This is a genomic window from Mesobacillus sp. (assembly GCF_047739415.1).
Lineage (GTDB): Bacteria > Bacillota > Bacilli > Bacillales > Cytobacillaceae > Mesobacillus.
This window is the reverse complement of record NZ_JBIQOE010000004.1, coordinates 1-9,696: the sequence shown is the minus strand read 5'-3', so window position 1 is coordinate 9,696 and position 9,696 is coordinate 1. Positions and strand designations below refer to the sequence as shown.

The following is a 9,696-nucleotide window of genomic DNA, read 5'->3' as shown; positions in this document are numbered from 1 at the left end:
TTCCTTATAGTAGTTTTTTAAATCCAGTAAATACTAAGTAGTGTCCATGATTAATTTCATGGGCTTTTTTATTTTACCTAGAAAGGAATTGATAACATGAATAACCTTCAACGATTAGAATTAGAAACTAAAGGTATAACGCTAGGGCAAGATGAACTATCCATATACCTCCAAGAAAATGATTTACAACCATTTATAGAATATGAAGCACAATCAGCCACAAACAAGAAAAATATATACCGTGCTGCCCTGTCTGTCCTTGAATCAATTGCAAATAATCCTGCTGGCATGAAGTCATACAAAATGGATGATATGACAGTATCAGATTTTCATGAGAATTTAATGAATCGTATAGATCAATTAGAACGGAAAATCAGGACATTAAAAACTGATGACCAATTACAGAATGAATCCAATTTCTTCATGCTATTTGGAGATTAAGAAAATGCGACGATGTTGTCGTATTTCCAAATGTGGAGACGTCGCCACTTTTAGAAAGGAGTGATTAAAAAATGTTCAGTCCTAATACTGCAGATTTAGATTATTTATTTGATTATGCAAGTCAATCAGTAACAATTAATGATACTGAAAGAAAAGCCATTATTACTAATCCTGCAATAAGTGAGTTTGACCAAAAGTACATACATACGATTGAACAGGTTATACAAGGCGATATGATAGCATTAGAAGGTGAGAGGTACTTAGTTATTACTGAATCCATTAGTAAGCGTGGTGGAAAGTATAAAGCCCTTATGCGACATTGTAATATCGTCATTGAACGACAAGGGGAAGAAGTTTGTGTAATTGTTGGAGAAAATGAATTTGGAGACCCAATTCAAGAGTGTACTGTTGGTGATCCAATATTTATATCTGCCATTGTAGATAATAAATCATTTTCAATTGATGATTCTTCTGCCATAAGAGTACCTGACAATCAGATTATTGTTGTTGTTCAAGATAAGCCAGTAAATAGGGATAAGTTAAAGGTGAATGATACGTTTGTATTTGAAGGGAATTATAAGGTGCTGAATCGGGACTTTACGAAAAAGGGATTGCTGATATTGACTTGTGAAAGAGTTTAGTGAAACCACTTTACATTTTTATACAACCACTATATAATAAAAATTGTATACTATTACTGTGAAGTGGTTAGAGGTTAATAAAGTAGATATAACACTTGATACATATAGATTCTGATTTGGCTACCTTGACAGGGTAGAGGTCGCTGGTTCGAACCCAGTAGGAATCATACTAAAAAGCTTCAATCCTTTTCTTAAGGGTTGAAGCTTTTTTTTGTTCCTCGAATTGTTAGTTGTCACATCAAATTTGGCGGTATTTGCTCATTGCGCAAGGCCGCAGGTGGTGTATTAAAAATATAAGGAGGTGCTGGTTTAAGCTTTGGCTTTGGTCCGAATGGAACCGGATTTTGGACGTACTGGAATGTGCCCAGGCCATCCATGCTAGTTCCGCTTGCCCATCTGCCCGCTGCACTTTCGTCACCCTCAGAAAGATTAAACAGCACATAGGAAACTTCCTGTTTTTCCAGATGTTTCGGGAAGGTACTTGGCACCACTACATTTTCTTTTGCTTCCAACTCTTTTATAGCCGCGATCCACTGATTTTGGTGCATCGTGTCTCTTGCCAGCAGCCAGGAAAGCATATCCCTTACTCCACGGTCCGTCGTTTCATAGTATAGTCTGGCGACCTGGAGCCTTCCTTGGGACTCAGCATTAAGGTTAGCCCTGAAGTCGGCCAGAAGATTGCCGCTCGCGGCGATGTAATCTGCAGTCCAACGGTTTCCTACACTGTCAGCTGGCATAGCGCCCAATCCTGATACGATGACATGCTGTGGATTCATTCCGCCTAAGATTGCTTTCATCACCGGATCCTTTGCAGCTTCTTCTTGTGCGCCAACAGGTGCTCCATCTAAAAGCCTTGCAATCATGGTGGAAAGCATTTCAATATGGGCCAGTTCTTCTGTCCCGGTATCCATCAAGAGATCACGATACTTTCCATCACCTCGAGTATTCCATCCCTGGAATAGATATTGCATTGCAACAGAAATTTCCCCAAATTGTCCTCCGAGAACTTCCTGCAGCTTTTTAGCATAGACAGGATCAGGCCTTTCTGGTTTTGCTTGATATTGTAACTCTTTAACATGGTAAAACATCATATTCCTCCCCAAACAAAATTGCAATCCACACTTATCATATGGGCGATTGAAGATTGAGAAACTTGGACTAGTAAGCTATGTTTCAAATATCTTTCCAGGATGATTAGTTATTATCAGAAAAAATCCTACATATTCTAATACGAAAACCATCCTCACGAAAAAGGGGGAATAGACAATATCCTTTTTTAAGAGAAAAGTAAGATCATCTATTGAAGTGATCAAGGAGAATTTACAAAAAAATCAAGAAGAGAAGCTGGCTAAGAGCCCGACATCAGAAGAGATAAAAATCATTCAAAAGATAAAGAGGAAGACAGAACAATTAAATGAAAATAATATTACTAGAACGAAAGCGTACCTGGACTTTTATAAGAAGCACCCGGAAATCCATTGGGCGTTCCTGGCTCATATGGTTTCCCGGAATGGCGGATGGAGTATGACTGATTTAAAAGCGGAACTATTAACAAGGCTGCTATCTAAAAAAGAGAAAAACTCATTTTTCTCATTCCTTGAACGAGGGAATTGGCTTATCTTCCAGGATGCGTTTCCACAGCTGCTTCTTTATGAAGAAAGTCTCAAAAGGAAAGAATCGCTGTTCAGGCTGCTTCCACACTTTAATGTTTCGATCTTTATAGAGACGGTATGGGAGTATTATTGGGAATTGTCTAATTCATCATTGCTCACAATGGGCCTGATTATTAATGAACAGAACTATATTGAAAATAGAGTCATCCAGAACCAAAACTATATCAAAGATGTATTCAGTACCCTGGAGTTTGAAATACAGGATTTTTTATCCTTCAATCAAATTCTTTTCCCCTACAACGACTATGGTGTGACTAAACTGGCTGGACAGACAGTGAATCAGTTTCAATCATTGCATGAACGAATTCAATTAGGAAAAAGACTGTATGCCATCCTTTTTGATAAAGAGGTATTGAAAAAAGTGGAGGAGTGGGCCATGGTACATCCTCATACAGGTTCAAGAAAAGATTACTGGCCCCATATCTTCAACGATGTGCATGAAGAAATTCCTGGACTAAAATATCAAATAAAATTAAGTTCATGCAACCTAAAACCAGGGGCAAGAAGAATCTACAGCCCCAAACTACAAAATGCTTGGAAAAACGTTATACATCCTGAAGCGGAGGATGGTGAATGGTTTGGTGATTATAAAGCGTTGGGATTTTTGGAAGAAATAGAGGAACCTTTGATTGGAAATATAGAATATGATTACTGTCAGACACTTGAAAAGTTGGAACTTGCTGCTTTTGCGAAGAAAATCATTTCTATCCTTGATTAGAGATATGTTTTTTTGTCTGAAAAAAGAAAATGGTTTATTTTTCTAGACGAATCATAAAACATTCTATATAGTAGAGATGACAATTGGAGAATAGGAAATGTAGGGGAGCCGGTAGTGCCGGCTGAGAAAGTGTCCATAGATGCTGACCCTTTAACCTGATCTGGCTAGTACCAGCGTAGGGAACATCTTCTGATAGACGTTTTTCGTTTATTATGGATTTTTTCATGCGCTTGGGATTCCCTGAGCGCATTTTTTATTTTATTAACTTTACCTTAGCCTTCTTTTCCGCCTTCATTGTCAAACAAATAGAGAAGAGGGGAATAACATGAAGAAATTATTAATCTTGTTTTCTGCATTTTTGTTAGTCTGGGGTCTGGCTGCCTGTTCCACAAGTCAGTCATCAGCGAAGAAAGAAGGTGAATTGAAGAAGGTGTCAATTGTCCTTGATTGGACGCCGAATACAAATCATACAGGAATCTATGTCGCAAAAGAAAAAGGCTATTTCAAAAATCACGGTTTAGACGTAAATATAATCCTCCCGGGGGAAGCGGGAGCAGACCAGCTTGTCGCATCAGGAAAGTCGGAATTCGGAGTAAGTTACCAAGAAGGAATCACGCAGGCGAGAATCCAGGGGATACCGCTTGTTTCACTGGCGGCTGTTATTCAGCATAATACTTCAGGTTTTGCCTCGCCTAAGGCCAAAAATATAATTTCACCAAAAGACTTTGAAGGCAAAACCTATGGCGGCTGGGGATCGCCAATTGAAAAAGCTGTAATCAATTCATTAATGAAACAAGAAAATGCCGATGTGGAGAAAGTGGAAATTGTTAATATGGGAGACTCTGACTTTTTTACAGCCGTGAATCGTGATATTGATTTTGCCTGGATTTATTATGGGTGGACGGGGGTCGAGGCGGAAATTCGCAATGAACCTATCAATATGGTGTATTTAACAGATTACTCAGAGAAACTTGATTACTACACACCAGTCATTACTACGAATGAAAAAATGATCAAGAATGCCCCGGATACAGCCAAAGCATTTATGGCTGCGCTTACTGAGGGATATGAATTTGCGATAGAGCACCCAGCTGACAGTGCGGATATTTTGATTAAGGCGGTACCTGATTTGGATGAAGGGCTAGTGAAGAGAAGTCAGGAATGGCTTTCCCCTAAATACCAGGATGACGCTGATCGCTGGGGAGAACAAAAGCTGGAGGTTTGGGAGAATTACAGTGAATGGATGTTTGATAATGGCCTTCTTGAGAAGGAATTAGAAGCTAAAAAAGCCTATACGAATGAGTTTTTACCAAAAAGGGGGAACTAATGATGGCAAAAGCGTTAGTAAGTGTACAAATCATACCTAAAGCTTCTTCTGCCGAAGAAGTCATTGGATTGGTAGACGAGGCAATCAAAATCATCGATCAGTCCGGTGTAATTTATGAAGTCCATCCGCTGGAGACAACAATGGAGGGAGAACTGGAGCATCTGCTGGCTGTGATTACAGATATGAATAAGAAAATGATCGAGCTCGGGTCACCAAATGTAATCTCCCAGGTGAAAATCCTGTATCAGCCAGACGGAATTACAATGGGCAGGCTGACGGAGAAATATCGGAAATGAACACATTATGGAATAGAGGATGGCGGCCATTTATGGTTATCCTCCTTTTCTTCTTGTTTTGGGAAATGATTACTCGTGTACAAGAGATACCGGCATGGCTGCTGCCTGCCCCTTCTGTCATATTTAAGGAAGCGGCAGGGAGTTATCCTTTATTTTTGCCGGATATAGGAGCAACCCTGACATTGGCGATTACCGGGCTTTTGCTGGGATCTACGATCGGATTTTTGATTGCCATGATCCTCCACTTAATTCCTTCTCTGAAAAACGCATTTTACCCATTGCTGATATTATCGCAAAATGTACCGATTATCGTTTTAGCTCCTCTGTTGGTCATTTGGTTTGGTTTCGGCTTTTTGCCTAAATTGCTCATCATCATTTTGGTTTGTTTCTTTCCGGTCACTATTGCTTCATTGGATGGTTTTAGCAATGTACCGGGAGAACTTCTGCATTACATGAGGATGTCAGGCGCCACAAGGTTGCAGATATTTGCGAAGCTTGAACTCCCCAATGCGCTGTCGCCTCTGTTCTCTGGATTGAAAATCTCAGCGACATACAGCGTCATGGGTGCTGTCATTTCAGAATGGCTGGGGGCTGAGAAAGGAATTGGTGTATTCATGACACTAGCTTCATCAGCCTTCAGGACAGACAGAGTTTTTATTGCCATTTTCATTATTATTTTTTTCAGCATGCTGCTCTACAGTATTATTGTGATGATTGAAAAGAATGTGATTAAATGGAAGGTCAAGGGTGATAAATGATGGAAGCGAAAATCCGGCTTGAAAATATCAGCAAAACCTATAAAGACACGGGGTTAGTGCTTGATAATCTTTCTATGTATGTGAAAGAGGGAGAATTTGTTTCGATCATCGGACCTTCTGGCAGCGGTAAAAGCACCATTTTTCAATGTATTGGCGGCTTGCTCGAACCTGAGGAAGGAAAGTTGTTTCTTGATGATCGGAAAATTAATGGGGAAACAGGGAATATAGCATATATGCCCCAGCAGAATTCGCTTTTGCCCTGGAGGACGGTAATAAATAACGTTTTGCTGGGCCAGGAACTGTTCCAGAAGCCTGATAAACAAGAGGCTCAAAATTGGTTAAGGAAAATAAACCTATCAGACTATCAAGATGCTTATCCCCGCCAGCTTTCCGGTGGGATGAAGCAAAGGGTCGCCTTTTTAAGGGCGCTTCTAAGTCCGCAATCCGTTTTGCTGCTTGATGAGCCATTTTCAGCACTGGATGAGTTCACCCGATTTGATATGCAAAAGTGGTTGTTATCGATCTGGGAAGCGAAGCGGAAATCAGTACTGTTTATTACCCACAACATTGAAGAGGCTATTTTTTTATCTGATCGGATCTATCTCTTATCTCCTAGACCAGCTAAAATCATTCGAGAGATCGAAGTATCTTTTAAGAGGCCGCGAACAGACACATTGCTTTTGGAAAGTGAGTTTCTTGAGCTGAAGAGGGAAATATACAGCGATTTGAAGGCAGGTGGTTTGCATGAAAGTGTTTGACGCTCATATTCATTTTGATAAATATACAGAAAGAGATCAAAATCAAATAATCAGAGCGTTAGCGGAAAAAAAGGTAGAAGGTATGATAACAGTCTCAATGAACCTTTTATCCAGCAAAGCAAATTTAAGATTGGCTGATCAACATCCGAATATTTATCCCGCTTTTGGCTACCATCCCGAACAGCCTATTCCAACAGATAATGAAGTTGCAGAATTGTTAAATTGGATTGAGGAACATCAAGAAAAAATGGTGGCTGTCGGTGAAGTTGGACTGCCATATTATTTGCGGAAGAAGGAAAAAGAGAGCAGTTTTCCTGACGAGGGTTATGTGGAGGTTTTGGAGCAATTTATTCTTTTGGCCAAGAAGCTGAATAAACCAATCATCCTTCATGCAATTTATGATGATGCAACTGTAGTATGTGACATGTTGGAAAAACATAATGTAAGGAAGGCTCATTTTCATTGGTTTAAAGGTGATCAGAAAACAATGGGGAGAATGGTGGAGAATAAGTATTTTATCTCGCTCACACCGGATATCCTTTATGAAGAAGAAACCAGAGGAGTGGCAGAATTCTATCCTTTGCATTTGATCATGGCGGAAACTGATGGTCCCTGGCCGTTTGAAGGGATTTTTCAAGACAAGCTGACTCAGCCAGCGATGGTACATCAGGTGGTCCAGCAAATTGCCGTGATAAAGAAAGTAGGGATTGAAGATGCTTACACTATATTGTACAACCAGATAAAAAATTTCTATCAAATCTAAACTTTACGAAAGGATAGGTGCAGCCTATCCTTTTGTTAATTTAACGGCAATTGCCTTGAACGGAATCAGGGATGGTGCAGGTGTTGCTCATGTTCTTTGATCGATAGATCGTTTATCCAATCATCGCCTAAAAGGCTACCTGAATATAGGTAGATTATAAGCAATACAAAGATAAGAATTGGTTTTACGATGTGCTTTTTTAATTTAAATGATGAATCGGTTTTTGGGAGTACTTTAAAAAGAAATAAGGCAGCTGTCGAAATCGTTAAGAAGATATTGATCAAGATCAACGATTTTTCAGGCAGCAGCATTTCTCCAAGCATTGCACCCATCATACCGCCCATAATACCGGACATAAGACCTTCGATTGCTGCAGCAGAACTGGATAAAGTACCTATTATCGTGCCAGCTGCTGCCCCTATCAGCATTGATAGAATGGTAGAAAGAAATAAATCACCGCGAAAAACAGTTCCAAGTAAAACTCCACTAGTCAATCCTATATTCATGCCGAGATACATTGAAATAATCATCCCATTCATGCCTGTCATCTCAGTCTTCTGACGAAGAGCCAGGATGGTGGAAATCAGAATAACTGCAGCAAGGCTAACAAAGACATAAGCGGTATACAAAAACATGACTAACCTCCTTTTCACCATCTTATGAAAAAGGAGGACAAACCATTCCTAAGTTGACTCCATTAACATATAACGTATAATTTAGCGAAATTTACAAAATATAAAATTTGTTAATTGATAATAGGAGGAATGAGTGATATGGGAATATTGTCAGCGTCACCAACTCAAATGGACAACTGTATTGATGAATGTGTAAAATGTGCGAGGGCTTGTGAGGAATGCTTGACTGCCTGCCTTCAGGAGCCTGATGTCCAGGCACGAATCATGTGTATTCAGACCTTGAATGACTGCGCCGAAATATGCCTTCAGGCTGTGGCTTATATGGCACGGAACAGCCAGTTCGCCAAGCAGCACTGCCAGCTGTGTGCAGATATTTGTGATGCATGTGCAATGCATTGTGAAAAGTTCCAGGATGCGCATTGCCAGGAATGTGCAAAAATCTGCCGTGAATGTGCAGAAGCGTGCAGAAACATGGCTTCATAATCGTCTCTATAGGCTAAAACCCTGCATTTTAAATGCAGGTTTTTTTTATTGGCGAATAAGATTACAAACGCCTATACATTAATGAATTAGGCACACTAAAGTTTTCTTCTGTTCATACAATGCTAATATACTTGCCATATTTAGGAGTGATCAGATGCCTGTATTAATTGGCGGTATTAAGATAGGCGGTATCCAATCGGGAGCATCAATGAACAACGGTGAGATTTTGTTCACATCTACCCACAGTAAAATGAATATGCAGGCTCAAGCAGGATCATTTACCGTTGGGGATGCAAATTTGATTAATAATGCTGGCAGTGGGAATTTCTCTATTCCACAAGTGAATGATCCCGATATAGCAGAGGTAGGAAACTAGGGGGTAACAGCTGTGAATAATAATTATTACCATTTCATTCATTCTGAAAAAGAATACTGGAAACAGCTTGCCCTCTCTTGCCAGTCCAAAATAAGGGAACTCGAAGAAAAATTAGAATCATTGAAACAGGATCAAAACAAACAGCAGCAGTCAGATATAGTGAACGATACTACCGGTAAAATTTCGATTCAAAATGTTAAGGTAAATAACATACAATCAGGCGCTGCCTTTAATATTGCTGAGGTGTTATATTGTTCTACCAAAAGCGATATGGACATGGATTTGGGACCAAATTCTATGAATATTGGCGACTATAATAAAATGGAGCATCAAGAGGGATATAGAGTGAAATTGGGTCCAGTACAAGAGATGTAGTTTTACATACTTGCTTTGTCCTTGCCTTCTTTCAGCCTGTGAATTGAGTGGCAGCAACGTTTACCCTTAAATAAAAAGGGTACGAACATAATAGAGCCTCATAAAAACTCAATCACAGGAGGTAGATTATATGGATAAAAATAAAGCTCCTAACAAAGGGTTGAATACGGAACAGAACAATGGTTTGACTGATACTCAGGAAGTGCTTTACGCAAAGGAATTTACTCGTGCAGTAAAGGCGGAAAATAAGTACAGAGAAGAAAATGGACAAAAAGGAAAATAGACTGATGAAAGATGGCTTCTTAGCCATCTCAGTTTGTCGACAAAAGGGGTTCGGAATGGTCTCATTCCGAACCCCCTTTTGGATTTCATCGAATTTTTTAAAGAAAATAGACTCTCTTCGCTATACTTTTAGGCCATTACTGGACTTCTCCAAGTCCAGTTGGCCATCT

14 protein-coding genes and 1 riboswitch are annotated in these 9,696 nt (G+C 39.7%); of the genes, 12 read left to right on the top strand and 2 right to left on the bottom strand.

Annotated elements, in window-relative coordinates:
- Nucleotides 1-96: 96 nt before the first annotated feature.
- A complete protein-coding gene (locus ACH0QE_RS00165) occupies nucleotides 97-441 on the top strand; it encodes a hypothetical protein (RefSeq protein WP_415798743.1) in 345 nt (114 codons plus the stop codon).
- 71 nt (nucleotides 442-512) lie between these two features.
- Nucleotides 513-1,082, top strand: a complete 570-nt coding sequence (locus tag ACH0QE_RS00160) for an Ig domain-containing protein (RefSeq protein ID WP_415798742.1) — start codon at nucleotides 513-515, stop codon at nucleotides 1,080-1,082.
- A gap of 233 nt (nucleotides 1,083-1,315) precedes the next feature.
- On the opposite strand, the gene ACH0QE_RS00155 is transcribed toward ACH0QE_RS00160, so the two are convergent.
- Nucleotides 1,316-2,170 carry a manganese catalase family protein gene (locus ACH0QE_RS00155; RefSeq protein ID WP_415798745.1) on the bottom strand — a complete coding sequence of 285 codons (855 nt, stop codon included), beginning with the start codon at nucleotides 2,168-2,170 and terminating at the stop codon, nucleotides 1,316-1,318.
- Between the two features lie 217 nt (nucleotides 2,171-2,387).
- Between ACH0QE_RS00155 and ACH0QE_RS00150 the strand changes: the two genes are divergently transcribed.
- From ACH0QE_RS00150 to ACH0QE_RS00125, 6 genes are all read left to right on the top strand, one after another.
- Nucleotides 2,388-3,473 carry a DUF2515 domain-containing protein gene (locus tag ACH0QE_RS00150; RefSeq protein ID WP_415798741.1) on the top strand — a complete coding sequence of 362 codons (1,086 nt, stop codon included), beginning with the start codon at nucleotides 2,388-2,390 and terminating at the stop codon, nucleotides 3,471-3,473.
- A 91-nt stretch (nucleotides 3,474-3,564) separates the two neighbouring features.
- A riboswitch (TPP riboswitch) is annotated at nucleotides 3,565-3,672 on the top strand.
- 126 nt (nucleotides 3,673-3,798) lie between these two features.
- Nucleotides 3,799-4,800 carry an ABC transporter substrate-binding protein gene (locus ACH0QE_RS00145; protein WP_415798740.1) on the top strand — a complete coding sequence of 334 codons (1,002 nt, stop codon included), beginning with the start codon at nucleotides 3,799-3,801 and terminating at the stop codon, nucleotides 4,798-4,800.
- 2 nt (nucleotides 4,801-4,802) lie between these two features.
- Nucleotides 4,803-5,096, top strand: a complete 294-nt coding sequence (locus ACH0QE_RS00140) for a thiamine-binding protein (protein WP_415798744.1) — start codon at nucleotides 4,803-4,805, stop codon at nucleotides 5,094-5,096.
- Nucleotides 5,093-5,854, top strand: a complete 762-nt coding sequence (locus ACH0QE_RS00135) for an ABC transporter permease (protein ID WP_415798739.1) — start codon at nucleotides 5,093-5,095, stop codon at nucleotides 5,852-5,854. Before ACH0QE_RS00140 ends, ACH0QE_RS00135 begins: the two co-directional genes overlap by 4 nt.
- Entirely contained in the window at nucleotides 5,851-6,612 is a 762-nt protein-coding gene (locus tag ACH0QE_RS00130) for an ABC transporter ATP-binding protein (protein WP_415798738.1), read from the top strand. Before ACH0QE_RS00135 ends, ACH0QE_RS00130 begins: the two co-directional genes overlap by 4 nt.
- On the top strand, nucleotides 6,599-7,375 hold the full coding sequence (locus tag ACH0QE_RS00125) for a TatD family hydrolase (protein WP_415798737.1): 777 nt from the start codon (nucleotides 6,599-6,601) through the stop codon (nucleotides 7,373-7,375). Before ACH0QE_RS00130 ends, ACH0QE_RS00125 begins: the two co-directional genes overlap by 14 nt.
- 65 nt (nucleotides 7,376-7,440) lie before the next feature.
- Here the strand turns inward: ACH0QE_RS00125 and ACH0QE_RS00120 are convergent, their stop codons facing one another.
- Nucleotides 7,441-8,010: a hypothetical protein gene (locus tag ACH0QE_RS00120; protein ID WP_415798736.1), complete on the bottom strand. Its 570-nt coding sequence runs from the start codon at nucleotides 8,008-8,010 to the stop codon at nucleotides 7,441-7,443.
- Between the two features lie 138 nt (nucleotides 8,011-8,148).
- Between ACH0QE_RS00120 and ACH0QE_RS00115 the strand changes: the two genes are divergently transcribed.
- The 4 genes from ACH0QE_RS00115 to ACH0QE_RS00100 all read left to right on the top strand — a co-directional run bounded on the left by ACH0QE_RS00115 (nucleotide 8,149) and on the right by ACH0QE_RS00100 (nucleotide 9,527).
- Nucleotides 8,149-8,493: a four-helix bundle copper-binding protein gene (locus ACH0QE_RS00115; protein ID WP_415798735.1), complete on the top strand. Its 345-nt coding sequence runs from the start codon at nucleotides 8,149-8,151 to the stop codon at nucleotides 8,491-8,493.
- Between the two features lie 154 nt (nucleotides 8,494-8,647).
- On the top strand, nucleotides 8,648-8,869 hold the full coding sequence (locus ACH0QE_RS00110; RefSeq protein ID WP_102261922.1) for a spore germination protein: 222 nt from the start codon (nucleotides 8,648-8,650) through the stop codon (nucleotides 8,867-8,869).
- A 12-nt stretch (nucleotides 8,870-8,881) separates the two neighbouring features.
- Nucleotides 8,882-9,244: a hypothetical protein gene (locus ACH0QE_RS00105; protein ID WP_415798734.1), complete on the top strand. Its 363-nt coding sequence runs from the start codon at nucleotides 8,882-8,884 to the stop codon at nucleotides 9,242-9,244.
- A 130-nt stretch (nucleotides 9,245-9,374) separates the two neighbouring features.
- Nucleotides 9,375-9,527 carry a YfhE family protein gene (locus ACH0QE_RS00100; RefSeq protein WP_415798733.1) on the top strand — a complete coding sequence of 51 codons (153 nt, stop codon included), beginning with the start codon at nucleotides 9,375-9,377 and terminating at the stop codon, nucleotides 9,525-9,527.
- Nucleotides 9,528-9,696 lie beyond the last annotated feature (169 nt).

Excerpts from the sequence above, each read along its gene's own strand:
- ACH0QE_RS00160 (WP_415798742.1), top strand. The coding sequence starts at position 513 with ATGTTCAGTCCTAATACTGCAGATTTAGATTATTTATTTGATTATGCA.
- ACH0QE_RS00110 (WP_102261922.1), top strand. The coding sequence starts at position 8,648 with ATGCCTGTATTAATTGGCGGTATTAAGATAGGCGGTATCCAATCGGGA.
- ACH0QE_RS00130 (WP_415798738.1), top strand. The coding sequence starts at position 5,851 with ATGATGGAAGCGAAAATCCGGCTTGAAAATATCAGCAAAACCTATAAA.
- ACH0QE_RS00135 (WP_415798739.1), top strand. The coding sequence starts at position 5,093 with ATGAACACATTATGGAATAGAGGATGGCGGCCATTTATGGTTATCCTC.
- ACH0QE_RS00100 (WP_415798733.1), top strand. The coding sequence starts at position 9,375 with ATGGATAAAAATAAAGCTCCTAACAAAGGGTTGAATACGGAACAGAAC.
- ACH0QE_RS00120 (WP_415798736.1), bottom strand. The coding sequence starts at position 8,010 with ATGTTTTTGTATACCGCTTATGTCTTTGTTAGCCTTGCTGCAGTTATT.
- ACH0QE_RS00140 (WP_415798744.1), top strand. The coding sequence starts at position 4,803 with ATGGCAAAAGCGTTAGTAAGTGTACAAATCATACCTAAAGCTTCTTCT.
- ACH0QE_RS00125 (WP_415798737.1), top strand. The coding sequence starts at position 6,599 with ATGAAAGTGTTTGACGCTCATATTCATTTTGATAAATATACAGAAAGA.
- ACH0QE_RS00155 (WP_415798745.1), bottom strand. The coding sequence starts at position 2,170 with ATGTTTTACCATGTTAAAGAGTTACAATATCAAGCAAAACCAGAAAGG.
- ACH0QE_RS00165 (WP_415798743.1), top strand. The coding sequence starts at position 97 with ATGAATAACCTTCAACGATTAGAATTAGAAACTAAAGGTATAACGCTA.
- ACH0QE_RS00115 (WP_415798735.1), top strand. The coding sequence starts at position 8,149 with ATGGGAATATTGTCAGCGTCACCAACTCAAATGGACAACTGTATTGAT.
- ACH0QE_RS00145 (WP_415798740.1), top strand. The coding sequence starts at position 3,799 with ATGAAGAAATTATTAATCTTGTTTTCTGCATTTTTGTTAGTCTGGGGT.